This window comes from Stutzerimonas sp. C6.4V, from assembly GCF_058536345.1.
The window spans coordinates 2,084,196-2,110,601 of record NZ_JBZUBM010000001.1 but is presented as its reverse complement, the minus strand read 5'-3'; the positions used below and the strand labels follow the sequence as shown (position 1 = coordinate 2,110,601).

Here is a 26,406-nt window from a genome sequence, read left to right as displayed (position 1 = left end):
CTTTTCCGGTTCTGGCTCATGGACAGAAAGGCAAAAGCCAGCAGAGTTCCTCGTGACCGGCTTCATCCGGTTATCGCGTCATGCTCGACTTCGGTCTGAACGAGGCGCCTGGCTCGCGTATACTCGCGCGTCTTGTTTCGGAGGCCGGCATGCTCGACCAGGCACAGCGCATTCTCAAAGATGTTTTCGGCTACGACGCTTTTCGTGGCAACCAGGGTGCGATCATCGAGCGCGTGGCCAGCGGCGGCGATGCCTTGGTACTGATGCCCACTGGCGGCGGCAAATCGCTCTGCTACCAGGTGCCGGGACTATTGCGTGACGGGCTTGCGGTGGTGGTGTCGCCGCTGATTGCTCTCATGGACGATCAGGTCGCTACGCTCGAGGAGCTCGGGATCGCCGCAGTCGCCCTGAATTCGACGCAGAGCCCTGAGCAGCAGCGCGACATTGCCGACCGCTTGCTGCGCAACGAAATCAAGATGCTCTATCTGGCGCCGGAGCGGTTGGTGCAGCCCCGGATGCTGGCCTTTCTTCAACGACTGCAGATCAGCCTGTTTGCCATCGATGAAGCCCATTGCGTCTCCCAGTGGGGCCATGACTTCCGTCCGGAGTATCTCCAGCTCGGCCAGTTGGCTGAGTACTTCTCGGATGTGCCGCGCCTCGCCCTCACGGCAACCGCAGACAAGCGGACGCGCGAGGAGATCGTCCAGCGCTTGCATCTGGAGCAGGCTCAGCGCTTCCTGTCCAGTTTCGATCGGCCGAATATCTACTACCGCATCGTCCCCAAGGAGCAGCCGCGCAAGCAACTGATGGCCTTCCTGGCCGAACGCCGTGGCGATGCGGGCATCATCTACTGCATGTCACGCAAGAAGGTTGATGACATCGCGGCCTTTCTGACCGAGCAGGGCTTTCCTGCACTGCCTTATCATGCCGGTCTGCCGAGTGACCTGCGTGCATTTCACCAGAAGCGGTTCCTTAATGAGGAAGGGCTGATCATGGTGGCGACGATCGCCTTCGGCATGGGCATCGACAAGCCCAATGTTCGCTTCGTCGCTCATCTGGACCTGCCTAAATCGCTTGAAGCCTACTATCAGGAAACCGGGCGTGCCGGCCGTGATGGCCTACCGGCCGATGCCTGGATGGCCTATGGGCTGCAGGACGTGATCTTCCTCAAGCAGATGCTCAACAACTCCGAAGGCGATGAGCGTCATAAGCGTGTCGAGCAGCACAAGCTCGACGCCATGCTCTCGCTGTGCGAGGAAACGCGCTGCCGTCGGCAGGTCTTGCTGGCCTACTTCGACGAGCAGATGCCAAAGCCTTGCGGTCATTGCGACAACTGCGTCGATGGTGTGCAGACCTGGGATGCCACCGAGCCGGCGCGTCAGGCATTGTCGGCGATCTACCGCAGCGGCCAGCGTTATGGCGTGGGCCATCTGGTGGATATCCTGCTGGGGCGTGACAACGAGAAAATCCGAAGCCTTGGCCACCAGCATCTGTCCGTGTTTGGTGTGGGCAAGGCGCTGACCGAAAGCGACTGGCGTTCGCTGTTTCGTCAGCTGGTGGCACGCGGTCTGGCTGATGTCGATCTGGAGGGCTTCGGAGGGCTGCGTCTCAGTGAAAGCTGCCGAGCGCTATTGCGAGGCGAGGTCAGGCTGGAGTTAAGGCGCGAGCTCGCAAGCAAGGCGCCGAAGCCGGCCGCCAGCGCGGCCAGCCAGCTTGTTCGCAGTGAGGAGCGCGAGACGTGGGAGGCATTACGCGCCTTGCGGCGCAAGCTGGCCGAAGAACACAGTGTGCCGCCCTATGTGATCTTCCCCGATGCGACATTGCTGGAAATGTTGCGCAGCAAGCCAGGTTCGCTCAGCGACATGGCGATGATCAGTGGCGTTGGCGCGCGCAAGCTCGAACGTTACGGCCAGGCGTTTCTGGGTGTACTGCAAGGATCGGCATCGGCGGCCAGGTCGCCTGCCGACATCCGTCACGAGCTGATCACGCTGGCGCGTGCCGGCATGACACCGGCGCAGATCTCGCGACAACTCGATTGCAGCGAAAAAAACGTCTACGCCATGCTGGCCGAAGCGATCGGTCAACAGCAGCTCAGCCTGGAGCAGGCCCTCGATCTGCCGGAAGACCTGCTTGCGGAAATCCAGGAAGCCTTCCTTGACGGAGAAGGGGAATTGCCCCCTGTTTCAGCTATCGCGCAGTCCTTTGCCGGGCGAGTGCCGGAAGCGGTGTTGTTCTGCGTCAGAGCGTCCCTGCAGGCCGAATTCGAGCTCTGACGTCATCGCCGAGGCTGCGGCGTATTGCCGCTGCGCTTGTTCGCCACGCCGTCTAGGGTGGTGTTCCGCAATACAGGGTTACGTACAGGGACGATGGTAGCCTTGCCACTATTCCGGAGCTGTGGTTAGCTCGCTAATTATTAGCATTTCCGGATAGACCGTTCCATGTACCCCGACCAACACCGCTTCGCCATGCAGTTGGCCCAACTTTCGCGTGGCTGGCGTGCCGAGCTGGATCGCCGCCTGGCAGACCTTGGCCTGTCCCAGGCGCGGTGGCTGGTTCTGCTTCATCTTGCCCGTTTCGATCATGACCCTACCCAGCGTGAGCTGGCGCAGAGTGTGGCGGTTGAGGGGCCTACTCTGGCGCGGCTGCTGGATAGCCTCGAGGCGCAAGGCCTCGTTCATCGCAAGGCAGCTCCGGAAGACCGGCGAGCCAAGCTGATTACACTCGGTGCCCCGGCGCGTCCATTGATTCAGAAGATCGAGGCCATCTCTACGCAGGTTAGGCAGGAACTGTTCGACGGTATCGACGATGAGGATCTGCGTATGTGCCAGCAAGTGCACGCTCGCATCCTCGCCAATCTGGTCAAGTTCAAGCGCTAACAGCGTTGCGTCCGATCAGGCCGCCGTCTCGCCAAACCAAGCCAGTTACCTGCGGCTATGCACAGGAACGGCATTGCCTGCACTGCTTTGGCTGGTTGTAGCTGTTGCTCGGGTGCCTGATCAGGCAACGCCAGGCTGCCGTCTGTCTTAACGCTAGGCCGTAGATCGCCCGTAGTGGCACAATGCCTTAATCGCGCCTGTCGACGAGTGAGTTCAACTTTCTGTTGTTTCAGTCGATAACCGCATCACAGTCCAGCAATCGTATAGGGGCGGGCCTACATGCGCCGAGCGCCACCAGTGGAGGTCCTATGGCACTAGGTCGTCGAGTCTTGTTAACGGTAGCCTCCGGCTCGCTGATCTATTCGGGCATGGTGTCGGCGTTGGGCATGGGCGAAATCTCGCTGCAATCGGCGTTGAATCAGCCTTTGCGCGCCGAGATCGACCTGCTCGACGTTGGCGATCTGTCTGCAGACGACATCCGCATCGTACTGGCCTCGAGCAGTGATTTCGCCAGGGTAGGCGTCGAGCGCCCGGCGTTTCTTCAAGACCTGCTCTTCACGCCTGTCATCGAAGGTAACCGCAGTCGGATTCGCGTCTCCTCCAGCCAGCCTGTCCGCGAGCCTTATCTGAACTTCCTGGTGGAGATCACCCGCGCGAACAGCCGCCTGCTGCGCGAATACACCGTTTTGCTTGATCCACTGCCTGGGACCCTTGAGGTTGCCAGCAACAGGCAGGCTGAAATCGAGCAAGCCTCGGCATTGCCAGTAGCTGCGCAGCCGGCGCGTTTTGCGCCGCAGGCTGCAACGCCGCAAGCCTCTCAAGGCCGGCGCCACCGAGTTGCCAGCGGTGAGAGCCTCTGGATTATTGCGGCAGCCTATACCGATGGCGGGCCTTCTCAATCGCAATTCATGCGCGACGTCCTGGCGTTGAACTCCGACGCCTTCGCAGGCGGGGACCCAGCACGTCTCAAGGCTGGAGTAAATCTTCTACTGCCGGATACGGCGGAAGGGGTTGCCGCTGTTGCAATCGAACCTGTGCAAGTGGATCCGGTGGCCGAGTCCACCGTCCAGGAGCGGCCGGCGCCTGATCCCGAACCTGCCGATCCAGCGCTTGTGGACGACCAGGTCGCACTTCTGCGGCGTCAGTTATTCGAAGAGCTGGCTGCCAGCCGCGAGGAGAACCGCCAACTCAAGCAAATGCTGATCGACATGCGCGTGCAGCTCGAATCCGTTACTGCGCAGCTGATCGAACAGAACCGTACGCAAGCGATAGCTCCGCCAGCTGACGCGCCAACGCAGCAGCAAACAGCCACAACAGGTAGCAGCATGACGCCGGCAGATCAGCCCGCAATCTTCTTGTCCGGCACCGAGACCAGCTCTTCATCCAGCTGGCGGGACTGGATGCTGCCGGGAGGCGGAGTGCTGGCATCGCTCATGCTCGGGGGGCTCTGGCTTGGCTGGCGCAAAAAGCTTCGCCCGACTCCGCCGGAGACGGTTTCCCTGGCCGAGGTAAGCCCTGGCGTAACGTCCGTGTCTTCGACACCGGCGATGGAGATGCCCCGCCAGCCTGCGCACGCTTCCGTCAGTGAAACCGATGTGCTTGAAGCGGCAGACATCTACCTCACCTATGGCCGCCGCGATGAGGCACTGGATGTGCTCCAGCGCGGTATAGAGCGGTCACCAGCACAACTCGATATCCGTTTGCGCCAGCTCGGTCTGATCGCCGAGTCGGGGGACGTGGGCCGCTATTGCGCCGCGGCTGAAGACTACCTCCAGGCGGGTGGTGATCAGGCCCAGCTGGGGCAGTTACTGGCCCTGCATCCGGCCCTGGCTGCCGCCGTTACGCCAGCAGATCGTGCGTCTGCATCCGCACTGGACGATCAAGACGTAACCTTCGTGCTGAGCGAGGATACGACCGCCGTCTCGCCTGGTTCGGCGCTCGCGGCAGCGGTGCAGCGCAGGACAGTGGAAGCCGAGCCGACCTGTTCTGTTGATTCGCAGCCCTGGCTGGATGGGTTCGACGATGAGACGTTGACGCTCGACGAACTTCCTTCGCTGCTCGATGATGCCGACAGCTTCGGGTCGATGCGCTCAGCTGACGAGCTGCGCAAGCTGGAGGCTAATCCGGAGCATCTGGTACGCCTGAACCAGGCGGTTGCCTATATCAAGCAGGGCGATATGGACAGTGCCTGCATCATCCTGGAAAGCCTCGCCACCGAAGGCGACGATCAGCAGCGGCAACAGGTCAACGAGCTGCTCGCGCAGATCGCCTGAAGGCACCGTAGCCGCGATCCTGAGGACGCGGCGGTCAGAAGCTGCGCCCGAGATTCATATACAGCGCACGCTCGGCTTCATCGTTCAGGCCGTAGCTGAAATTCAGCGGACCCAGCGGGGTCTCGTAGCCGATGAACACGCTGCCTGCATTGATGTATCCACTGTCGAACTCGTTATCCTTGTTCCAGGCGCGTCCTCGCTCCAGCGAAGCACCGATGTACAGCGGAAAGTCCAGCGGCAGGAAAGACCCAGGCGTCATCTGGCGAAGATAGATCATTCTTGCCAGGCTGATGTTCTGGCCTGACAGGGCGTCTTGCCGGAAACCCGAAAGCTGTCGCGCACCCCCCAGCTGAAAGCTGGAAGTTACCACTTCGGCTTCGTTCAAGGTGCGTCCGTAGCGACCGCCCACCACGAAGGTGTTCACGCCCTGACTGATAGCCTTGTCCAGGCTGATTTCCCACTGCCGGTAACGGTCGTCCGAACCCAGTGCCGGATCGTACTGGCGCAACCTCAAGGCGATATCCTCTCCTTCATGAGGAAAGTCCACGTTGTCGAGCGTGTCGAACGAATACTGAAGCTGGTAGTAACCTTCTTCGAAGCTGAAGTCAGGCAGTTGTCGGTCACCGACGCGAATGTTCGCTTCACCCCAGCTCTGGCCAATACCGAAGCGAATCTCGCCGTTATTGGCGATCTGCCGACCCAGATTGAGACCATAGCCGTAACGCTGCAGGCGGTATTCGGCGACCGGGTCATTGGCCAGCACCGCTTCGACGTTCTGCGCTTCGGCAATCAGGTTTGGCGCGACGAACCAGCGCGAGCCCGCATCCAGCGGCTGATAGAACTCGCTGAAAAACTCCTGTCGATCCCCCAGTTGCAGGCGGGTCAGCCATTCGGCGCCGAGTTCATTGATGCCGTTCTTGCGAAAACTTGCACCGATGTTGAAGGCGCTATCTCCCTGGAAATCATCAGAAAGATTGATGCCCAACCGCAAGTAGTCTGTCCCGGAGCGCTTTTCTCGTGTGGTTATAACCAGGGTGTTGCCAGCCTTGCCATGAATCACGCGATATTCGACCTGATCGAAGTAATCCAGGCCGTACAGCGTACCCATGTCCTTTTGCAGGTCCTGAAGGTCCAGCGGCTTGCCCGCCTGCTGGCGAATATGGCGGCGAATCACCGCATCACCCACTTTCGAATCGTTCTCGATGCGTACGGCTGTGATCAGTGGCGTGCGCGGTTCGCTCGCACGAGCGAGGCTCAGGGCCAGGTTGCCCCCGCTTTCGCTGCGCATGCCTGCCAGGCGGCCCTCCAGGGCAAGCGCGGCTCGGTAGCCTGCATCGATCAGCTGGTCGGCTCGATCAAAATCGGTGGAGCCGAAGGCGGCCAGCATCGGCTGAATCAGCAGATCTTCAGGACGCAGCGTGGCCAGCTGCACCTCTGAGTTGCGTCTGGTCATCATCGTGATCGACTGGTTGAGTACGTCAACCACCGTCAGGAGCTGTTCCCGGGGCTGCAGCGGCGTGCCGATGTCAACCACGATGAGCTGGTCCACGCCCATGTCGCGGGCGACGTCCATGGGAATGTTGTCCACCATGCCGCCATCAACCAGAAGCCGACCGTCGATCTCGACCGGTGCGAAAACTGCCGGAATGGACATGCTGGCGCGGATCGCCTGGGGCAGGTGACCACTGCGAAAGATCACTTTCTGGTCGTTGGCGATGTCCGTTGCGACTGCACGGAACGGAATGGGCAGGCGGTCGAAATCGCGCGTGTCGCTGGCATGAACCAATAGCCGTTCGAGCAGCAGCGCCAGGTTCTGGCCCTGAATCACGCCGAGGGGCAGGCCGAGGCTGCCGTCGTCGCGAAAGCTCAGTTTGCGTTTAACGAGAAAGTCTCGATCGTCCTGCTTGCGCCGGAAAGGAATGTCCTGACGGGGTGGGTCATCGGAAAGCACCTGCTGCCAGTCGAGATCGAGCGCCAGCTTTTCGAGTTCAGCAACGCTGTAACCGGCTGCATAAAGACCGCCGATAACCGCGCCCATGCTGGTGCCGGCAATGGCATCGATCTGCACACCCTGTTCTTCGAGTGCCTTCAGGACGCCGATGTGGGCGAGGCCTCGTGCGGCGCCACCAGACAGCACCAACCCAGTGCGTGGCTGGGTATCGGCGAAGCCTACCGTTGGCAGGAGCAGGATCAGCAAGAGAACGATACGGGACATGACTGCACCAGCGGAGATTGCGAATCGGCCGCTATTATAGGCGTCCCCCCCGCTACCCGAGCGCTTAGACATGGCCAATACCAAGCCTGAAGTCGTCATCACCTATTGCACCCAATGCCAATGGATGCTGCGTGCGGCCTGGCTGGCCCAGGAGCTGCTTTCGACCTTTTCGGATGACCTGGACAGGGTCTCGCTGGTGCCTGCCACGGGCGGGACTTTCCACATTACCTGCGACGGTGTGCAGATCTGGGAACGCAAGCTGGACGGTGGTTTTCCCGAGGCCAAGGCTTTGAAGCAGCGTGTGCGTGACCAGATCGATCCTCAAATGAATCTTGGGCACAACGACAAGCGTTAGAGTCGTGAGCGGATAGCACGACTTTCAGTCTGAGACCAGCTCGTTTCGCATCATTGCCTCGGCAAGATGTTGTTGCCGCCATGTACTGAATGGCCGGGCGGCGGACCGGTGTGTCAGCGCTGTCCTGGCGGCTGCGGTGCGTCTGCCATGGGACAGCCAGCGTTCTTCACAGCCGGCGTTTTCAGCCGGCTGGTGATGACCGAGGCAAGGATGATCAGGGCGCCGCCTAACAGCATCCGCAGCGTGGGTTGCTCATTGAACAGCCACCAGGCGATCGCGATGCCATACACCGGCTCGAGCGCGAAGATCACTGCGGTGGTACGTGCTTTCAGTACTTTCAGACTGGCAACGAACAGGCTGTGCGCGACGCCGGTACAGAACACCCCTAACAGCGCCAACCACAGCCAATCGGTTGCCGGGACGGCAGGCAGCGATGACCACGTGAACGGCAGGAGACACAGCAGGATGGTGCCGTTCTGCCAGAGCGCAGACTGCACCGGATCCACCCCGCGGGTGACTGCACGGTTAAGCAGCGAGAGCAGGGCGAACATGAGCCCCGACAGGATGCCGTAGAGCAAGCCCAGCGTGCTCTGACTGGCAAGATCGAACGCTGGCGTTACCAGCAGCAGGCCGGAACAGACCAGCGCTACCATGGCAAATTCCACCGGTCGGGTACGCTCGCGAAACAACAGCCCTTCCAGAAGCACGGTGAACGCGGGAAAACTGGCGAAGCCCAGCGTGGCGATGCCGACGCCTGCGATTTTCACGGAGAGAAAGAATGTCAGCCAATGACCACCGAGCAACAGGCCGCCAAGCAAAAGACCGGCACGCTGGCGCATGCTAGGTCTGGCGCCGCTGCTGCGCAGGACCTGCACAGCGAGCAGCAACGCCACGACGGCAAAGCCGGCGCGGCCCAGGGTAATGATGGCTGGAGTGCTCTCGGCGAGCTTCCCGAATACACCGGACAGGCCAAACATCAGCGCGCCGAAGTGGATCGCCAGCAAGGCGTTGCGATGGGTCATGGTCGGTAGTCTGATGCCGTAAGAAATGAATTGCCTTGCGGCCCGTGCTGCAGTTGTCGGAGTAGGTGACTCGGCATGGGCTGGATTGAATTCAGTGAGTAGAAGAGACGGGATGAGCAGCACAATGATCTCGGCTGCCTGGCGATGCCGCCTGCTTGAAGGGCTGAGCGATAGCGCAGGCGCCTTGGCCTGGCGCCTGTGCTACATGATGACCTTGTCGCGTAGCTTGTCCGCCGCCTGATTGAGTGCCTGGATGACGCGCTCCTTGTCGAAGTTCTGCACACCATTGGTGTCCAGGTACATCGAGAAGCCCGGCAGCTCGTGCTCTACGAAGCTGTTGGTGGCGCCGAGGTCGCGTCGGAAATCGACAACCTGGTAGATCTGCACTGGACGGGTGAATCCCTTTACGGTGATCTGACCCTTGTCCCGGCACATGATTACATCTTTCACCAACGAATAGGTTTCATGGGAGATAAGGATTTCGCCTGCCTCGGCAGAGCTTTCCAAACGGCTGGCCAGATTCACTTCGCGACCAATGATGGTGTAGTCCATACGGGTATCGGCACCGAAGTTGCCGACCGTACAGTACCCGGTGTTGATGCCCATGCGGATTTCCATCGGCTTGGTGATGCCTTGGGCGCGCCATTGCTGACGCAGGATCTTCATATGCTTGCGCATGGCGATGGCCATCGACACTGCTGCCACCGCGTCTTTTTTTGCCCCCTGGCTGGCCGGGTCCCCAAAGAACACCATCACACAGTCGCCCACGAACTTGTCGATGGTGCCGCCGTACTTGAGGGTGATCTTGGACATCTCGTTGAGGTAGTTGTTGAGCAGGTCGGTAAGGGCTTCGGCCTCCAGCTCTTCGGATAACTCCGTGAATCCCTTGATATCGGAGAAAAATACCGTGAGCTTCTTGCGCTGGGTTTCCAGCCTGACGCTGCGCTTGCCGGAAAAGATCGATTCCCATACCTGCGGGGACAGGTACTTGGCAAGGTTTCTTGCCAGGCGCGCAGCCTTGGCCTGTTCGGCCTCCACTTCGCTGCGCGCCTGCGCCAGGCGGATGCCCTGTTGATGGACGTAATAAGCAGTGATGCACACGTACAGCGTGGTGAAGAGAATGCTGACCAGAGAAACCAGTACCGGGGTCACGCCGGCGAAGTGCAGGGGCACCAGCAGGCTCGTCAGTCCCACACCGAGCACGACCATCAACACTGTGATCAGCAGGTGGCGCAAGCTACCGATGACCAGCGCGCTGAAACCGAGCGTGAGCAGAAACATCAGGCTGGGTACCAGGCTGAAACTGAGCAGGACGATACCGGCACCTGCATGTAGCCCGTCCAGGCTGAGCAGCATCTGCGAGGTTCGCTCCGGATGCTCGCGCTTGAATCGGTAGCTCAGGTGATAGGCGAAATGTGGATAGAGAAGCGAATAGGGCACCATCCACAGAAGACCGATAGCGAAATGCTGGGTATAGACACCGGCGGCCAGGGTCGCGGCGCAGGTCAGATAAGCAAGAACCCGGGCGTAATACTCACGAAGCGGACGAGTCGCAAGACCGTTACGCCGTTCACCGGTTACGGTTGACATGTTTGATTGCTATCCCTGAATGAGTCCGGCGGCTGACGAACGCTGCGCGAGAGGCAGCGCAGCGGCCGGCGCTGCCCGGGGCGATCATAACCAAATCGCCACTGTCGCGCCAAACCACCGGTCCAATCCGTGACCGCAGCGCCACTCCAGCTGAATCAGAGGCGAATCTTGCCCGTCAGCAGGTCCTTGAACATTACCCAGTCGCCAACAAAGCTGTAGAGCGGGTACTGGAAGGTAGCGGGTCGATTTTTCTCGAAGACGAAATGCCCTACCCAGGCAAATCCGTACCCGGCCAGCGGCATTGCCAGTAGCCAGAGCCATTGTTGGGAGCTCAGCGCATACAGGAGTATGGCCAGGACGACGAGGCTGCCAACGAAATGCAAACGACGGCAGGTCCGGTTGCTGTGCTCGGCGAGATAGAAAGGATAAAAGTCTGCAAAGCTTCTGAATCGTTCGGTGGTTTGCGTGTTCATGCCGCACCTTTTTTTCTTGTGGTTGTTGCAGTCTAGATCGTCTGCCGCGACGGGACACTGACCGCAGGTGCCAGTCTGGTGCCCTTGTATACCTGCAGCGTGCGGTTAAGACTGTGGGTGCGCCATGCACATCCTGATTTGAGCTCATACGATTGACGACAGAACGCACCACCTCTTCAAGCTGGGCCTCGGGTATCGTTCAGGCACTTGACCTGGAGGGTCTCGACTGCCGGAGCCTGTTCGCTGAACTGGGACTCGATTACGCCGCGCTGAGTGACCCTGACGCTCGTTTCGCCCAGGACGACATGACTCGGCTTTGGCAGCGTGCGGTGGTGATTACCGGAAACCCGGCGATTGGCTTGAACCTGGCGAAGGTGATGCGTCCTGGTGCAATGCACGTGGTTGGCTACGCACTGATGTCCAGCAGCACTCTCAAGGAAAGCTTCCAGCGATTGGTGCGTTATCAGCGCATCATTGCCGAGGGGGCGGATGTGCAGTTGATGCCGAGCGAAGATGGCTACCTGCTGACATTGGCGATTCATGGAGACCAGTTGCCGCCTGCACGGCAAAGCGCCGAAGGTTCGCTGGGCAGCATACTGGCTTTCGGTCGATGGTTGACCGGCAAGCCATTGGTGCCCGTAGAGGTTTATCTGCAGGGCGAGCCGCCTGTTGATGTCGAGCCCTATCAGTCACTTTTCCAAGCCCCCCTGCGTTTCAATGCCAGGTGTCACGGCCTGCTGATAAGCCATGTCGACATGGATATCCCGCTCCTCACCGCCAACGCCGAGCTCGCGCAGTTGCATGATCGGTTTGCCGGAGACTACCTGGCGCGCTTTTCAGGCAGCCGAGTAACGCATCAGGCGCGGCAGGTCATATGCCGTCTGCTGCCGCAGGGCGAGCCCCGACGCGAGACGGTTGCGCAGTTACTGCACCTGTCCGAACGAACGCTGCAACGTCGTCTCGACGAGGAAGGCACCAGCTTTCAGCAACTCCTCGACGACACGCGCCGGGTGCTTGCCGAGCAATACCTGGGGCGGGCGGATCTTGCCCTTCTCGAAATCGCCTATCTGCTGGGATTCGCCGACCCCAGCAATTTCTACCGTGCATTCAAACGCTGGTTCTCGATGACCCCGGGAGAGTACCGGGCCCAGCGCTGAGTCCGATGCTGGAACTTGTGCCGCACCACCAGAGCCTTAACTTCCACACATAACGGCGACCACGCAGACAGCACCGTCGATATTGCCCTACAACTGAGGATGACCTGCATTGGCCAGTAGCCTTCTTGCCCTGATCGACGATATCGCGTCGGTACTGGATGACGTTTCTCTGATGACGAAAGTCGCCGCCAAGAAAACCGCTGGCGTGCTGGGAGACGACCTCGCCCTGAATGCCCAGCAGGTCACCGGTGTTAACGCGGACCGCGAATTGCCAGTAGTCTGGGCGGTCGCCAGGGGGTCGTTGCGCAACAAGCTGATCCTCGTACCCGCTGCGCTGCTGATCAGCGCATTCATTCCCTGGGCCATCACCCCGTTGCTGATGCTCGGCGGTGCATTTCTCTGTTTCGAAGGTTTCGAGAAACTGGCCCACCGCTTTCTGCATCGCGATGATGATCATCATGCAAAGCAGGTCGCGGCACTGGCTGATGAAAACGTAGACATGGTGGCGTTCGAGAAGGACAAGATCAGCGGGGCGGTACGCACCGACTTCATTCTGTCGGCTGAGATCATCGCCATCACCCTTGGAACAGTCGCCGAGGCGACCTTTGTCGAGCAGGTAGTGGTACTCGCTGGCATCGCCATCATCATGACCATCGGTGTCTATGGCCTGGTAGCCGGAATCGTCAAACTGGACGATGCAGGCCTGGCCTTGAGCAAGCGAGCCAGTACCGCGGCCCAGACCGTTGGCCATGCGATCCTGAGGGTTGCGCCCTGGCTGATGAAATCCCTGTCGATCATCGGTACCGCTGCCATGTTCATGGTAGGTGGCGGCATTCTGACCCACGGTTTCAAGGCCGTTCACCACTTCATAGAGAACAGTGCTGAACATACCCTAGCCTTGCCTTACATCGGTTCGGTGTTGTCCGGGCTGATGCCGACCTTGATGGATGCGATCTTCGGAATTCTGGCCGGCGGTCTGGTATTTGCAGTGATCGAATTGGGCGGGCGCCTGTTCAAGCGTAAAAATTCCCACGCCGCCTGACCGCATTGGCTTTAACGACATCAGAGGAGCACCACGAATGAACGAGTTCATGCAGGCTGCCATCGACGAGGCGCAAAAGGGGCTTGCCCAGGGAGGCATTCCAATCGGATCGGTAATCGTCCATCAGGGGCAGATCATCGGTCGTGGTCACAACCGGCGTATTCAGCAGGGCAGTGCGGTGCTGCACGGGGAAATGGATGCTTTCGAAAATGCCGGGCGCCAGCCGGCCAAGGTATACGCAGAGTCTGTGCTGTACACCACCCTGTCGCCGTGTTCGATGTGTAGCGGCGCGATCCTGCTCTACGGCATCCCGAAAGTGGTTATTGGCGAGAACAAGACGTTCATGGGTGAAGAAGCTCTGCTCAAGAGTCGCGGCGTGGAGCTCCAGGTCCTGCAGGACCCTGGCTGTATAGAAATGATGCGGGCTTTCATCGAGGGCAGCCCCGACCTCTGGAACGAGGACATCGGCGAGCCGTAATGCCGTTCAGTGCCGCCAGAACGAGGGCGTCAACATCACTAGCACGGTGATGATTTCCAGTCGGCCAAGCAGCATGCCAAATGACAGCAGCCACTTGGCCGAGTCCGGCAGGGTCGAAAAGTTGCCTGCAGGGCCGATGATCGGACCGAGCCCCGGGCCCACGTTGCACACGGCAGTGGCCGCTGCGGTGAGTGCGGTCAGCATGTCCAGCCCCAGCAGCGCCAGCGCCAGCGCCAGCGCGCCGATGGTGATGGTAAAGAAGAACGAGAAGGTCAGGATCGAGCGAACAATCTCTTCGTCGAGGGTGTGCTTGTTGTAGCGCTGCTTGATAACGGCGCGTGGATGTACGAGTTGCGCCAGGTTGGCACGCAACAGCGAGTAGGCCACCTGGAACCGGAAGACCTTCAAACCACCCGAGGTCGAACCCGAGCAGCCGCCGATGAATGTCAGGTAGAAGAAAGCCAGCACGGCGAATTCGCCCCACTGGGTGTAATCGCCCAGTGCGAAACCGGTAGTCGTGACGACGGATACAACGTTCAGCGAAACGATGCGCAGCGCATCCAGAAAGAGGTAGTCGGAGTTGAATGTCAGCCAGATCGCAAACGCGAAACATATGATCAGCAACATGCCGATGAAGCCCTGCACCTGCTGGTCGTGAATCAGTGCGTAGCGGTTACCCCGGACCGTCGAAACCATCAGGATGAACGGCAGCCCTCCAAGGATCATGAACACCACTGCGACCCAGTGAGCGGCCGGGGTGAACTTGGCCATCGAGCTATCGGATGTCGAATAGCCGCCTGTGGCAATGGTTGTCATGGCGTGGTTGATCGCCTCGAACGGCGTCATCCCACTGAACCAGTAGGCCAGCCCGCAGAGCAGGGTGAGCGCGAGGTAGACAATCAGGATCGATTTTGCCATCACGTGCGAGCGGGGCATGGCTTTCTGTGACCAGTCCGACGACTCTGTCTGGAACAGGCGCATGCCACCGATGCGCAGCAAGGGCAGGATTGCCACCGCCATGCCGATGAAGCCGATGCCGCCCAGCCATTGCAGCATCGAGCGCCACATCAACAGACCGGGTGAAGCCGAATCCAGGCCGGACAGTACGGTCGACCCTGTGGTGGTGATGCCAGACATCGTCTCGAAGAAAGCGTTGGTATAGCTGATGTGATGGATCAGCATCATCGGCAAGGCTGCGAAGCAGCAGACGATCAGCCAGCTGACGGTGGTCAGGAAGTACATATCACGCGGGCGTAGCTGGGTCAGCTCGGGACGCCCCGGCGCGACCAGTGCAATGCCGCTGCTGAAAGTGATCAGGCTGGCCCAGAGAAAGGCCTGCAGGTCGTCAGTGCGATCAAACGCAAACAGCGTGATCATCGGAATGACCATGCTGACAGCAAGAGTGATCAGGAAGATGCCGAGAATGAAACCGATGATGCGCAGGGTCGGCAAAGCCATTTTTCGTTGATGCTCGGCTCGAAAATGAGGCGGCCATTCTACGCCTGTCGCGGCGACAGTAAACCGGCGATCGGTCTGCCAAAAAATCTTTTACAGCCGGCCCCGCAGGCCTCTTCCCAAGTCCGTGGCGATGAATAGAATAGCCGCCCGGTGCCGGCCCTTTGCCGGTTTCTGAGTGTTCACCTTCCATGTCCATCGACAACCCCTGCCTCTCGTGCGGCGCCTGCTGCGCATACTTTCGTGTGTCTTTCTTTTGGGGCGAGTGCGCCTCGTCGGGCGGTACGGTTCCGGACAGTGCGACCGTCCAGATCAGCCCATTTCACGTTGCGATGCAGGGCACCGAGGCCAAGCCCGCTCGCTGCGTTGGCTTGATGGGCGATGTCGGCTGCGGTGTGCGTTGCACGCTGTACGAACAGCGTTCCAGCACCTGTCGTGAGTTCGAGGCGTCCTGGGCTGATGGTCAGCACAATGCGCATTGCGACGCGGCTCGTGCAGCGCACGGCTTACCACCGCTGATGCCACCGCTGGAGCCGCAACTGTCTCCCGACCGGGTTGCCTGAACAGGTCGCATGAGCAACTGCCCGCAGAACGTGTCAGGCCTCTAGAATGTCTGATTCGTTTTGGAGGTTATTGATGGAAGCTCTCGACCTGTTGCTCAATCGCGTCTCTGTAACTCGACTCACCGATCCGGCACCGAGTGCGGCGCAGCTGGATTTACTGTTTCGTGCAGCGCTGCGCGCACCGGACCATGGCCAGTTGAGGCCCTGGCGATTTCTGACGATCCAGGGTGATGCCCGCGAGCGGTTGGGCAGGCTCATGGCAGAGTCGCTGCGTGTGCGCCAGCCAGACGCAGCTGACGAAGCGGTGCACAAAGCACGCAAGATGCCGCTGCGTGCACCGTTGGTGGTAGTTGTTGTCGCCAGCGTACTGCCGCACCCGAAGGTGCCCGATTCCGAGCAGGTGCTCGCAGTCGCCTGTGCTGCGCACGGACTGCTGCTGGCTGCCCATGCGCAAGGGCTTGGTGCGGTATGGCGGACGGGTGAGTTTTCCTATGATCCCTACCTCGCGAAGGCGCTCGGCCTGGGCGGCAACGAACAACTTCTCGGTTTTATCTACCTGGGCACGCCGGAGGGAAACCTGCGGACACCACCGGAGCTGGATCCTCAGAACTTCGTCAGTCAGTGGACCGGTGGCGTGCAGTAGCTCACTCAGGGCGCCGAGCGTGTTCGGCGCCCGAAGCCAACGGCAGCTTCAGCGTTGCGATGAAGCCACCGTCGGGGTGGTTGCCCAGCAGCAGCTCGCCACCATGTCGTTCGGCAGCGCGACGTGCAATCGCCAGACCCAGCCCGTGACCCGCCGTGGTCTGACCCGGTGCGCGAAAGAACGGTTCGCTTAACTGTGCAAGGTGGGCATCCTCCACGCCTGGGCCCTGGTCGCGAATGCTAAGCAGCAGGTCATCTCCACTTCTCGCTGCGCGCAATTCAATGGGTAGGCCCTCGGGATTGAAACGAAGGGCATTGCGTAGCAAGTTGTCGAGCGCGCGTTCGAGCATGTCCGGCCAGCCATGCAGCTGGACGTCGGTCTCTACTGTGCTGTCGATGCGCTGATTCGGCGAGACGATACGAGCGTTCTCCTCGAGCTGTTCGAATATGGAGCGAAGATCGACGGGGCTCGGCGTCCCCGGATCGGCATCCAGCCTGGCCAACTCCAGTATCTCGCTGATCAGCGCCTCCAGCCTGTCGCATTCTTTGGCCAGCCGTGGCCAGATTGCTTCACGTTCCGCAGGCGTCGCCCGTTCGGCAAGCGCAAGCGCGATACGAAGGCGCGCCAGGGGCGAACGCAATTCGTGTGAGACGTCACGTAGCAGTTGCCGCTGGCTGCCAATCAGGCTTTGCAGGCGGGCGCCCATTCGGTTGAAGTCGTTGGCAAGGACCCCCAGCTCGTCGCGGCGTTTGGCAAGCCGGGCCAGGGAGTTCTGCTGATAGGTGGTCTGGCCGAGGTCATGCACGGCACCCCGCAAGCGATCGAGCGGGCGCGTGATGGAAAGCGTGAGTAGCAGGCTGAACCCGGTCAGCACCACCAGTGCTATGGCAATTGCACTCAATGGCCAGAACAGGCTACCCCTGTGCCAGGCCTGCAATTCCTGATTCGGGATGCGATAGATGAACAGGTAGGTATTGCCGGTTTCCGGGCTGGTGTAGTCAGTGGTCAGTCGGCGCCATGGCAGGCGTCCGTCGCGGTGTTCCTGGCGCGCTTCGAATGCTGCGGCGCGGGCGGGAAAGGTACCGCGGATGATTGGCTGGCCGTTTTCGGCAAGCACCTGTACGTCCACGCCAAAGCGGCTGCGGTGCCGCTCGAGCAGAAACTGCGCGGTGATCGGCCCCTGGCGTTCATAGACCTTCGTCCAAACCTCGGCCAGCCCATTCACGCCGGGGTGGCGGTTTAGAATCCAGGCGTCCTGATTCAGGGCCTGCCCCAGAAGCATGGCCAGACCCGCGACCAGCGCAATGGCCAGCCAGAAGGTCGCAAGAATGCGCCAGAACAGTGATCGCACCGGTTGGCTACTCCACGGCAAAGCCCGGCGCACCTATCCATGCAAAGGGTGGTGAGCCGGGCGAGTTTGTTTGTAAGGTGCGATCAGTTCTTCTGATCTCGCTCAGCTTTCCACTGCTGGAACTCAGCACGTTCAGCGCGCTTGGCTTCCATTTTCTCGTGCAGTTCGTCGAACTTTTTCTGCTGTTCCGGTTTGAGCAGGTCGCGCATCTGCTGGTGGGTCTTATCCTGGCTGGCCTTCAGCTCGTCTTGCATCGCCTTGCGCTCGGCTTCGGGCAACTTGTCGAGGTAGCGCTGGGTGATGTCGCGATGAGCTTTCATCTGCTCGCCCATCAGGGAGCGCATTTCGCTACGCTGTTCCTTGGTCAGGTCGAGCTGCTCGAACGGTGTGTGCCTGCCGCCACCGTGATGACGCTGACCGCTGTCGGGCATGGCCATTGCGAGGGTGGGGAGGGTGGAAGCGAACAGTACGGCGATAAGAGTCTTGCGCATCATGAGTCTCTCCTTGTTTGGGAAACCAGTCACCCGGCTGAGCGCTACGCGCGAGTCGGAGCGTTGACCGGATGAGCTCAGTCTAGGGCGTGCAAGGTCAGTGGCGGTCAGCACTGGGTAAAGGCTGGGTAAAGCCTTTCAAGGTGCGTAAAGGTATCCGCGGCTGCGCAACGCGACGATGCGCTGGCGGCCGTCCGGATGTGGCCCGAGTTTGCGGCGCAGGTTGCTGACATGCATGTCCAGGCTGCGGTCGTAGAGGGTGAGCTTGCGCCCCAGGGCCAGTTGGGCCAGGGCCTGTTTCTCCAGTGGCTCGCCGGGTTGGCTGAGGAGCGCTTCGAGAATGCGCCCTTCGGACAGGGTAAGGGTGACTTCATGGTCGCCAACACTGGCTACGCCGCGTGCGGGGCTGTACCAGAGATCACCCAACTCCATCTGGCTCGGCGCGCTGGCCGGTTGGCTACGCCGCAAAACGGCTTTCAGGCGGGCTGTGAGTTCGCGCGGATCGCAGGGTTTGGCAAGGTAATCGTCTGCGCCGAGTTCAAGGCCGAGGATACGGTCAAGTGGCTCACCCCGTCCGGACAGCATCAATACTGGCAAGTCGGGATATTCGCTACGCAGTTGCTTGAGCAGTTCCAGCCCGCTGCCATCGGGCAACATGACGTCGAGCACGACCGCAGCGGGCTGATGTTCGGCAAGTGCGGCACGGGCGCTCTTACCGTCGTGGCAGGCGTGGGCGACAAACCCTTCCTGAGCCAGCCAGCTGACCAGCAGGTCGCAGAGTTCCTGGTCGTCGTCTATAAGCAGCAGTTCGCTCATTGTTCGCTCACGTCAGGTTCAGTTCAGCCATTGGCGGCGGCGACGGCCACGCGTCGTCAGGACACCCAGCAGGAAACCCAGGACGCCCACACCACCGCCGACCGCGAACCATTGCTGCTGGTCGCTGAGCAGCTGCGGCTGTGCTTGCTGCTTGAGTTGCTCCTGCTGAAGCTGCATGCGCAGGCGCTGATTCTCCTGGCGAAGCCCTGCCAGTTGCGCCTGCCCCGCCGGGCTGGCTGCAACGTCTGGAAGCTGCTTGAGCGTTTCCCGTTGCCGTTGGTTGTCGCTCAGGCGGCTCTCCAGTTCGGTCTGTCGCTCGGTTGGTGCGGTAATGGTTTCTTCAGCCTGTGCCAATGAGGTGGCAAGGCTCAGAATCAGCAGCAGGAACAGCGGACCTTGGCGCATCGGAACTCCTTTTTCCTCAACGGGCCGTGGCGATGCTACGACCTTACAGAAACCAGACGGCGTGGGCCGATCGACTCAGGGATACACCTGTTTGAAGGGTTTGACGACAACCTCGCCGTAAACCCCTGCAGCCTTGTACGGGTCCGCCTCGGCCCACTGCTGTGCAGCTTGCAGCGACTCGAACTCGGCGACGACCAGGCTACCGGTGAAGCCCGCACTACCAGGATCTTTGCTGTCGATGGCCGGATGCGGGCCAGCCAGTACCAGGCGGCCTTCACTCTTGAGCTGATCGAGACGTGCCAGATGGGCTGGGCGCGATGCCAGGCGATCTTGCAGCGAGTCGGGTACATCCGTGGCGATGATGGCGTAGAGCATGTGGTCTCCTAGGTCTTCTCAGGTTCGGGTTGCATGTGGCGAATCAGGTAGAAGCTTTGGCCGGCCATGAACAGCAACGTCAGACCAAGGCTGCCAAACACCTTGAAGTCTACCCAGATGGCGGGGTACACGAACGCCACGAAAAGATTGGCAGAGCCGCAGACAAGAAAGAACATGATCCAGGCAACATTCAAGCGTGACCAATGTGCTCTGGGCAGTTGCACGGCATGGCCCATCATGCGCTGCACCAACGGCTTGTCGCCAATGAAGTGGCTGGCAGCGAATGCCAGCGCAAACAGCCAGTTCAGCACCGGAGCCTTCCACTTGAGGATCGTTTCACTATGCAGTGCCAGGGTCAGGCCGCCAAACAGCACACAGGCACCCAGCGTGATCCACTGACTTTTTTCGAGGCGGCCCTGGCGGATGATTAGGGCGGAATAGACAAGGAGAGAGCTGCCGATCAGCATGGCGGTGGCACTGAATATGCCGCCTATGCTCAGGGCCATATCCGCGAATTCGACCGTCCTGGGCTCGATCTTGTAGACAACAAAGAACAGCAGCAAAGGAATGAAGTCGATGATTTGTTTCACGGAGCGAGCCAGAAGCGGTATGTGGCCGGCATAATAACAAACCGCGCTTTTAGCGGAACGATGTATGGCCGTCATTTCCAGGACCTTGCGTAAGCTTTGGCAATCCGGGTGACGGCACGAGCGCCGGCGATGGCGGTCACAGCTGTGAGCGTCAGAGCCACTGGAGAACATGTCCCGAATGATTGTCGATCTGCATTGCCATAGCACCGCCTCCGATGGCGTGCTGGCGCCTGCGGTGCTGGTTCAGCGAGCCCATGAACGCGGCGTCGAACTGCTTGCACTGACCGACCACGACACCCTTGAAGGGCTTGATGCGGCGCGAGCCATGGCCGATTCGCTGGGCGTGCGGCTCATCAATGGTATCGAGCTCTCTTGCGTATGGAATGGCGCCACCGTTCATGTACTCGGTTATGCCTTTCGCCGCGATGCCGAGGCGTTGCAGCGAGCCATTGCGCAACTGCATGAAGGGCGCTGGCGGCGCGCCGAGACGATAGCCCAGCGACTGGAAGCCAAGGGCATGCCGGGGACCCTCGAAGGTGCGCGGGATGTCCAGCAGGTACTGGGCGACAGCGGTAACGCGCCGGCCCGCCCGCACTTCGCTGAGTATCTGGTGCGTGCTGGGCATGTGCGCGACCGGGCCGAAGCATTTCGCAAGTGGCTTGGCTCGGGCAAGCTGGGGGATGTGAAGCAGCATTGGCCGACGCTGGAGCAGACAGTGGCCACGTTGCGAGAGGCGGGCGCCTGGATCAGCCTGGCGCATCCTTGGCAGTACGACTTCACCCGCAGCAAGCGGCGGCGGCTGGTTAGCGAGTTCGCCCAGGCGGGTGGTCATGCACTGGAAGTGGTCAACGGCATGCAGCCGCTGGAGCAGGTGGGCGGCTTGTCGATTCTGGCGCGTGAGTTTGGCTTGAGCGCGAGCGTCGGTAGCGACTTCCATGCCCCCGGCGACTGGTCCGAGCTCGGCCTTTATCGGAGCCTGCCGGACGATCTGCAGCCTCTCTGGAGCCATTTCGATGATGAGCCACGCGAGTCAGTGGTCTGCTGAGCGGGAGCCTTTATGAGTCAGTTTTTTCAGATACACCCGGACAATCCCCAGCCCAGGCTGATCAAGCAGGCGGTTGAAATCATTCGTAACGGCGGGATCGTCGTCTATCCGACCGATTCTTCATATGCCATTGGCTGCTCGATCGGCAACAAGGCCGGCATCGAACGCATTCGCCGTTTGCGTCAGCTGGACGACAAGCACAACTTCACCCTGGCCTGTCGGGACCTGTCGCAGCTCGGGCTGTTTGCCAAGGTCGACACTGCTGCCTTCCGTCTGCTCAAGACGCATCTGCCCGGCCCATACACCATCATTCTCAGCGCTACCCGTGAAGTGCCGCGCATGTTGCTGCATCCCAAGCGTCGCACCATTGGTCTTCGGGTCCCGGCGCAGCCCATCGCGCAGGCATTACTGGCCGAACTGGGTGAGCCGTTGATGAGCGTAAGCCTGATCTTGCCCGGCGAAAGCGAACCGATGAGCGACCCCTACGAGATGCGTGACGCACTCGAGCATCAGGTCGACCTGATCATCGATGGCGGTTACGGTGGCCTCGAAGCATCGACGGTGATCAGCCTTGTTGATGGTGATCCCGAAATCGTGCGGGTCGGTTGCGGAGATCCCGCTCCTTTCGCGTCCTGAGCTATTTATCACCAACCAAGGAAACCCTTTTGAGCGCTATGGATTCGCAGCGACGCGTGGTCTCCGGGATGCGGCCAAACGGCCGGCTTCACCTGGGGCACTTTCACGGTGTATTGAAGAACTGGGTCAGGCTGCAGCATGAGTACCAGTGCTTTTTTTCGATCGTCGACTGGCATGCACTGACCACCGATTACGCTGCCGGCGCGGAAATTTCGCGCAACGTGCAGGACATGGCAATCGACTGGCTTGCAGCGGGGGTCAGTCCGAGCTCAGCGACCTTGTTCGTCCAGTCCCAGGTGCCCGAGCACGCTGAATTGCATCTGCTGCTGTCGATGATCTGCCCGCTTTCCTGGCTCGAGCGCGTGCCTTCGTACAAGGAACTTCAGCTCGACTCCCAAAATAAGGACCTCGGTACCTACGGCTTCCTCGGATATCCATTGCTACAGGCGGCCGACATCCTGGCCTATCGCGCCGGAGTCGTCCCTGTCGGCGCCGACCAGTTACCTCATGTTGAGTTCGCGCGCGACGTGGCGCGGCGCTTCAATCACCTCTATGGCAGCGAAGAAGATTTCGAAGTCAAGGCAGAAGCGGCGATTCGTAAACTCGGCAAGAAGGGCTCGAAGTTGTACGCGAGCCTGCGCAAGAGCTATCAAGAACACGGCGATCTCGAGGCGCTGAACACTGCCCGAGCGCTGCTCAAGGACCAGCAGACCATCACTATCGGTGATCAGGAACGGCTGTTCGGCTATCTCGAAGGCGGCGGTAAATTACTGTTGCCCGAGCCGCAGGCGTTGCTTGGCGAGTCCCCCAGGCTATCGGGGCTGGACGGCCGCAAGATGTCGAAGTCCACCAGCAACTCGATTTATCTTCGGGACACGCCAGCCGACATTGAAGAAAAAATCAAGCGCATGCCCACCGACCCAGCGCGCGTGCACCGTACCGATCCGGGCGAGCCTACTCGCTGTCCGGTCTGGCAGATGCACCAGGCGCATTCAACCGAAGACGTTTGTCAGTGGGCCGAGCAGGGTTGCCGCAGCGCTGGAATTGGCTGTCTTGACTGCAAGGCACCGCTGATCGACGCCATCAAGATCGAGCTCGCGCCTTTGCAGGAACGCGCCCTGGATTACGAGCAGAATCCTGACCTGGTGCGCAGCATCCTGGCCGAAGGCGCCGAGCATGCGCGCGACGAGGCGCGTGAGACGTTGGTGGTTGTACGCCAGGCGATGGGACTGAATTACCGCTAGAGCCATCATCGCAACCGGCTTAAGCTGTCGGCGCGCTCAACTACCTCGGTGCCCCCGGAGAAAGCATGCAGGAATCCCCAGCCGAGGCGGTGTTCAATCCGCCTGGCGAGCAGCTGCGACTAGCCCTTGTATATGGCGAGGCCTTTAACAATCTGCCGCAGGATCTCTACATTCCGCCGGATGCGCTGGAAGTTTTCCTAGAGGCTTTCGAAGGTCCGCTGGATCTGCTGCTCTATCTGATTCGCAAGCAGAACATCGACATCCTCGATATTCCGGTGGCGGAAATCACCCGTCAGTACATGGGTTATGTCGAACTGATGAAGGCTGTGCGCCTTGAGTTGGCGGCCGAATACCTGGTCATGGCCGCCATGCTGGCTGAGATCAAGTCGCGCATGTTGCTGCCGCGCTCGGCTGAGGTAGAAGAGGACGAGCTCGATCCACGGGCCGAGCTGATCCGTCGTTTGCAGGAATACGAACGTTTCAAGGCAGCGTCCGAAGACCTGGATCAGCTGCCACGGGTAGGGCGTGACCTGCATGTGCCGAAGATCGATGCGCCTGATGCGCGGGCGCGCAAGCTGTTGCCTGAGGTCAGTCTCGAAGAGTTGCTGATCTCCATGGCCGAGGTTTTACGTCGTGCGGACATGTTCGAAAGTCATCAGGTGACGCGTGAAACCTTGTCCACGCGTGAGCGGATGAGTGAGGTGCTGGAACGACTCAAGGATGGCGCCTTTGTACCTTTCGTTGCGCTGTTTGCCGCAGAGGAAGGGCGCTTGGGCGTGGTGGTGACCTTTATGGCAGTGCTGGAGTTGATCAAGGAGTCGCTGGTCGAGCTGGTGCAGAACGAGCCCTTCGCACCGATTCACGTCAGGGTGCGTAGCGAGGAGGCCTCGCTGCTGGCACCGGAGCCAATGGAGCCATTGCTGTGAACCTGTCCGATCCCAAGGACCTTGCTTCGTTGCTCGAAGCCTTCCTGCTGGCTTCAGGCAAGCCGATGTCTGTCGAGCGCATGGCCGAGCTGTTCGACGAGGTCGAGCGCCCCGCGCCGGCGTTGCTGCGCAAGGCACTCGACGTGCTCGAAAAATCCTGCAAGGGCCGCGCATTCGAGTTGAAGGAGGTGGCCAGCGGCTACCGCTTGCAGGTGCGTGAGCGGTTCTCGCCCTGGGTTGGGCGCCTGTGGGAAGAGCGGCCGCAGCGCTACTCCAGGGCGCTATTGGAAACACTGGTGCTGATTGCTTATCGCCAGCCCATTACCCGTGGTGAGATCGAGGATATCCGCGGCGTCGCGGTCAACAGTCAGATCGTCAAAACCTTGCTGGAACGCGAGTGGGTGCGGGTAGTTGGCCATCGCGACGTGCCGGGACGGCCGGCCATGTTTGCTACCACCAAGGGGTTTCTGGACCACTTCAATCTCAAGAACCTGGACGAGCTGCCTCCGCTGGCCGTGCTGCGCGAGATCGAGCCTGAACCCTTGCCGGTCGATGTCGAGGAGGCGCCGGTGCCTGTCGCCTTGCAGGCGCGCGCCGATCAGGTGTTGGAAGTCGAACCCCCAGGCGAACAGACCAGCTTCCGCAGTTTGCTGGCAGAGCTCGACAGCATGGAAACCGGGCTCAAGACAGACTTCGATGACCTGATCGAGGCAGCCGGAGACGAAGACCAGGGCGCCTCGGTCAATGAGCGCCGCGATTAGAGATCCATTTCCTGGCGTCCGATAAGGTAGCTGTCGTAATCGGGGATGCTCAGCGTATGTGCCTGGTCCAGCATAGGACTGGAAAGCAGATAATCAGCGCTGCTTTCGTTGGCGGCCATTGGGATGTTCCATACGGCTGCGACCCGTAGCAGCGCCTTCACATCCGGATCATGTGGTTGCGGCTCGAAGGGATCCCAGAAGAACACCAGCATGTCGATACGGCGCTCGGCGATTCGCGCGCCGATCTGCTGATCCCCACCCAGGGGACCGCTGATCATGCACTCCACCGGCAGCTCGAGGCGGCGGCTCAACAGCAGTCCGGTAGTGCCGGTGGCGAGCAGTTCGTGATTCTTCAGGTGAGCTTTCTGTCGCTCAGCCCATTCCAGCAGCCGCTCCTTGCAGTGATCGTGCGCAACCAGGGTAATGCGCTTGCGCGCCGGCAGTGTTGCGGTAACGAAATCGATGCGCTTCATCTTCTTCCCTGTCTCGCTGAATGGGCTGGTGGCTTGTTACGACGCCTCGTGCAATGCCCGGCACGTATCGAGCATGCGGTTGGAAAAACCCCACTCGTTGTCATACCAAGCCATCACCTTAAGCAGGCGTCCGCTAACCTTGGTGTGGTTGGTGTCGAAAATAGACGACATCGGGTTGTGGTTGAAGTCGCAGGAAACCAGCGGCAGCGAATTGCACGCCAGGATGGGCGAGTGCTGACTGGCGTCGAGCATCAGCGCATTGACCTCTTCGGCAGTGGTCTCACGGCTCAGTTCGAGGGTCAGATCGACCAGCGAAACATTGATGACCGGTACGCGCACGGCCATGCCGGTCAGCTTGCCGGCCAGCTCCGGCAGCACCAGGCCGACGGCTTCGGCGGCACCGGTCTTGGTCGGGATCATCGACTGGGTAGCCGAGCGCGCCCTGAACGGGTCGCTGTGATAGACGTCGGACAGGTTCTGATCATTGGTGTAGGCGTGGATGGTGGTCATCAGGCCGTGTTCGATGCCGTACTCGCGCGATAATACCTGTGCAACCGGCGCCAGGCAGTTGGTCGTGCATGACGCGTTGGAAATGATCTGGTGCGATTGGCGCAAGGTGTCGTGATTGACGCCGTAGACAATGGTGGCGTCAGCGCCGGAGGCCGGGGCGGAAATAATGACTTTGCCGGCGCCGGCCTGCAGATGCGCGCTGGCCTTTTCGCGAGAGGTGAACAGCCCGGTACACTCGAAGACGACATCGACATTGTGCTGGCGCCACGGCAGTTCGGCCGGATTGCGGATCGCGGTCACCGCAATCCGGTCACCATTGACCTGCATTTCATCGTCGGTGACCTGGACATTTGCGTCGAAATGGCCATGGACGCTGTCGAACTGCAACAGGTGGGCGTTCATCGCCGGGCTGCCTAGGTCATTGATCGCCACGACCTGCAAATGCTCGCGATAGCTCTGGCTGTAGAGGGCACGAAGGACATTGCGTCCGATACGACCGAAGCCGTTGATGGCGATGCGAATAGTCATAAGAAGGTCCTGGGCGGAATTTGTTGTGGGAATCACAAGATTATTCCTGTCAAAATAGAAATCAAGCCCAGATACATGTTGTTTTGTTGATAAAACCAAAGATTCATGAGCAG

27 protein-coding genes are annotated in these 26,406 nt (G+C 60.3%); 14 read left to right on the top strand and 13 right to left on the bottom strand.

Going from position 1 to position 26,406, the window contains the following annotated elements; translation table 11 throughout:
* Positions 1–149: 149 nt before the first annotated feature.
* The 3 genes from recQ (at position 150) to AC4LFW_RS09820 (ending at position 5,149) form a co-directional block, all read left to right on the top strand.
* Positions 150–2,273 (top strand): DNA helicase RecQ, encoded by a 2,124-nt coding sequence (gene recQ, locus AC4LFW_RS09830; protein WP_491820195.1) that lies wholly within the window; start codon positions 150–152, stop codon positions 2,271–2,273.
* A 165-nt stretch (positions 2,274–2,438) separates the two neighbouring features.
* A complete protein-coding gene (locus AC4LFW_RS09825) occupies positions 2,439–2,876 on the top strand; it encodes a MarR family transcriptional regulator (protein ID WP_491818866.1) in 438 nt (145 codons plus the stop codon).
* A gap of 308 nt (positions 2,877–3,184) precedes the next feature.
* Positions 3,185–5,149, top strand: a complete 1,965-nt coding sequence (locus tag AC4LFW_RS09820; protein ID WP_491818865.1) for a FimV/HubP family polar landmark protein — start codon at positions 3,185–3,187, stop codon at positions 5,147–5,149.
* Positions 5,150–5,183: 34 nt separating this feature from the next.
* Here AC4LFW_RS09820 and AC4LFW_RS09815 read toward each other — a convergent pair whose 3' ends face one another.
* The gene (locus AC4LFW_RS09815) at positions 5,184–7,364 is read right to left on the bottom strand and encodes a patatin-like phospholipase family protein (protein ID WP_491818864.1); all 2,181 of its coding nucleotides are present in this window, start codon (positions 7,362–7,364) and stop codon (positions 5,184–5,186) included.
* Positions 7,365–7,434: 70 nt separating this feature from the next.
* Between AC4LFW_RS09815 and AC4LFW_RS09810 the strand changes: the two genes are divergently transcribed.
* The gene (locus AC4LFW_RS09810) at positions 7,435–7,719 is read left to right on the top strand and encodes an Rdx family protein (RefSeq protein ID WP_491818863.1); all 285 of its coding nucleotides are present in this window, start codon (positions 7,435–7,437) and stop codon (positions 7,717–7,719) included.
* A 113-nt stretch (positions 7,720–7,832) separates the two neighbouring features.
* On the opposite strand, the gene AC4LFW_RS09805 is transcribed toward AC4LFW_RS09810, so the two are convergent.
* The 3 genes from AC4LFW_RS09805 to AC4LFW_RS09795 all read right to left on the bottom strand — a co-directional run bounded on the left by AC4LFW_RS09805 (position 7,833) and on the right by AC4LFW_RS09795 (position 10,804).
* Positions 7,833–8,741, bottom strand: coding sequence for a DMT family transporter (locus AC4LFW_RS09805; protein ID WP_491818862.1), 909 nt, complete (start codon positions 8,739–8,741; stop codon positions 7,833–7,835).
* Between the two features lie 201 nt (positions 8,742–8,942).
* Complete coding sequence (locus AC4LFW_RS09800) at positions 8,943–10,331, bottom strand: adenylate/guanylate cyclase domain-containing protein (protein ID WP_491818861.1); 1,389 nt, start codon at positions 10,329–10,331, stop codon at positions 8,943–8,945.
* A 155-nt stretch (positions 10,332–10,486) separates the two neighbouring features.
* Positions 10,487–10,804, bottom strand: a complete 318-nt coding sequence (locus AC4LFW_RS09795; protein WP_491818860.1) for an Mpo1-like protein — start codon at positions 10,802–10,804, stop codon at positions 10,487–10,489.
* Positions 10,805–10,956: 152 nt separating this feature from the next.
* Here AC4LFW_RS09795 and AC4LFW_RS09790 point away from each other — a divergent pair, with 152 nt between their 5' ends.
* From AC4LFW_RS09790 to AC4LFW_RS09780, 3 genes are all read left to right on the top strand, one after another.
* Positions 10,957–11,961, top strand: a complete 1,005-nt coding sequence (locus AC4LFW_RS09790; RefSeq protein WP_491818859.1) for an AraC family transcriptional regulator — start codon at positions 10,957–10,959, stop codon at positions 11,959–11,961.
* A 109-nt stretch (positions 11,962–12,070) separates the two neighbouring features.
* Positions 12,071–13,003, top strand: coding sequence for a DUF808 domain-containing protein (locus AC4LFW_RS09785; RefSeq protein ID WP_491818858.1), 933 nt, complete (start codon positions 12,071–12,073; stop codon positions 13,001–13,003).
* Positions 13,004–13,040: 37 nt separating this feature from the next.
* Positions 13,041–13,481 carry a nucleoside deaminase gene (locus tag AC4LFW_RS09780; protein WP_491818857.1) on the top strand — a complete coding sequence of 147 codons (441 nt, stop codon included), beginning with the start codon at positions 13,041–13,043 and terminating at the stop codon, positions 13,479–13,481.
* A 6-nt stretch (positions 13,482–13,487) separates the two neighbouring features.
* Here AC4LFW_RS09780 and AC4LFW_RS09775 read toward each other — a convergent pair whose 3' ends face one another.
* On the bottom strand, positions 13,488–14,939 hold the full coding sequence (locus tag AC4LFW_RS09775) for a TrkH family potassium uptake protein (protein ID WP_491818856.1): 1,452 nt from the start codon (positions 14,937–14,939) through the stop codon (positions 13,488–13,490).
* 188 nt (positions 14,940–15,127) lie between these two features.
* On the opposite strand from AC4LFW_RS09775, the gene AC4LFW_RS09770 reads away from it, so the two are divergent.
* Both AC4LFW_RS09770 and AC4LFW_RS09765 read left to right on the top strand, forming a co-directional pair.
* Positions 15,128–15,499: a YkgJ family cysteine cluster protein gene (locus AC4LFW_RS09770; RefSeq protein WP_491818855.1), complete on the top strand. Its 372-nt coding sequence runs from the start codon at positions 15,128–15,130 to the stop codon at positions 15,497–15,499.
* 73 nt (positions 15,500–15,572) lie between these two features.
* Positions 15,573–16,142 (top strand): nitroreductase family protein, encoded by a 570-nt coding sequence (locus tag AC4LFW_RS09765; protein ID WP_491818854.1) that lies wholly within the window; start codon positions 15,573–15,575, stop codon positions 16,140–16,142.
* Position 16,143: 1 nt separating this feature from the next.
* On the opposite strand, the gene AC4LFW_RS09760 is transcribed toward AC4LFW_RS09765, so the two are convergent.
* The 6 genes from AC4LFW_RS09760 to AC4LFW_RS09735 all read right to left on the bottom strand — a co-directional run bounded on the left by AC4LFW_RS09760 (position 16,144) and on the right by AC4LFW_RS09735 (position 20,170).
* Positions 16,144–17,493, bottom strand: coding sequence for a sensor histidine kinase (locus tag AC4LFW_RS09760; protein WP_491818853.1), 1,350 nt, complete (start codon positions 17,491–17,493; stop codon positions 16,144–16,146).
* Between the two features lie 83 nt (positions 17,494–17,576).
* The gene (locus AC4LFW_RS09755) at positions 17,577–17,984 is read right to left on the bottom strand and encodes a Spy/CpxP family protein refolding chaperone (RefSeq protein WP_491820194.1); all 408 of its coding nucleotides are present in this window, start codon (positions 17,982–17,984) and stop codon (positions 17,577–17,579) included.
* A gap of 138 nt (positions 17,985–18,122) precedes the next feature.
* Positions 18,123–18,800, bottom strand: a complete 678-nt coding sequence (locus AC4LFW_RS09750) for a response regulator transcription factor (RefSeq protein ID WP_491818852.1) — start codon at positions 18,798–18,800, stop codon at positions 18,123–18,125.
* 18 nt (positions 18,801–18,818) lie between these two features.
* Positions 18,819–19,205 carry a hypothetical protein gene (locus tag AC4LFW_RS09745; RefSeq protein ID WP_491818851.1) on the bottom strand — a complete coding sequence of 129 codons (387 nt, stop codon included), beginning with the start codon at positions 19,203–19,205 and terminating at the stop codon, positions 18,819–18,821.
* 75 nt (positions 19,206–19,280) lie between these two features.
* Entirely contained in the window at positions 19,281–19,580 is a 300-nt protein-coding gene (locus AC4LFW_RS09740) for a YciI family protein (RefSeq protein WP_491818850.1), read from the bottom strand.
* Positions 19,581–19,588: 8 nt separating this feature from the next.
* The gene (locus AC4LFW_RS09735) at positions 19,589–20,170 is read right to left on the bottom strand and encodes a septation protein A (RefSeq protein WP_491818849.1); all 582 of its coding nucleotides are present in this window, start codon (positions 20,168–20,170) and stop codon (positions 19,589–19,591) included.
* A gap of 178 nt (positions 20,171–20,348) precedes the next feature.
* Here AC4LFW_RS09735 and AC4LFW_RS09730 point away from each other — a divergent pair, with 178 nt between their 5' ends.
* The 5 genes from AC4LFW_RS09730 (at position 20,349) to scpB (ending at position 24,782) form a co-directional block, all read left to right on the top strand.
* Positions 20,349–21,215 (top strand): PHP domain-containing protein, encoded by an 867-nt coding sequence (locus AC4LFW_RS09730; protein ID WP_491820192.1) that lies wholly within the window; start codon positions 20,349–20,351, stop codon positions 21,213–21,215.
* A 12-nt stretch (positions 21,216–21,227) separates the two neighbouring features.
* A complete protein-coding gene (locus AC4LFW_RS09725; protein WP_491818848.1) occupies positions 21,228–21,851 on the top strand; it encodes an L-threonylcarbamoyladenylate synthase in 624 nt (207 codons plus the stop codon).
* Between the two features lie 38 nt (positions 21,852–21,889).
* Entirely contained in the window at positions 21,890–23,095 is a 1,206-nt protein-coding gene (locus AC4LFW_RS09720) for a tryptophan--tRNA ligase (protein ID WP_491820191.1), read from the top strand.
* A 65-nt stretch (positions 23,096–23,160) separates the two neighbouring features.
* Entirely contained in the window at positions 23,161–24,021 is an 861-nt protein-coding gene (locus AC4LFW_RS09715; RefSeq protein WP_491818847.1) for a segregation and condensation protein A, read from the top strand.
* Entirely contained in the window at positions 24,018–24,782 is a 765-nt protein-coding gene (gene scpB / locus AC4LFW_RS09710) for an SMC-Scp complex subunit ScpB (protein ID WP_491818846.1), read from the top strand. Before AC4LFW_RS09715 ends, scpB begins: the two co-directional genes overlap by 4 nt.
* Here the strand turns inward: scpB and AC4LFW_RS09705 are convergent.
* Positions 24,779–25,255 carry a methylglyoxal synthase gene (locus AC4LFW_RS09705; protein ID WP_491818845.1) on the bottom strand — a complete coding sequence of 159 codons (477 nt, stop codon included), beginning with the start codon at positions 25,253–25,255 and terminating at the stop codon, positions 24,779–24,781. The genes scpB and AC4LFW_RS09705 overlap by 4 nt on opposite strands.
* Before the next feature lie 36 nt (positions 25,256–25,291).
* Positions 25,292–26,293 carry a type I glyceraldehyde-3-phosphate dehydrogenase gene (gene gap, locus AC4LFW_RS09700; RefSeq protein ID WP_491820190.1) on the bottom strand — a complete coding sequence of 334 codons (1,002 nt, stop codon included), beginning with the start codon at positions 26,291–26,293 and terminating at the stop codon, positions 25,292–25,294.
* Between the last annotated feature and the right edge of the window lie 113 nt (positions 26,294–26,406).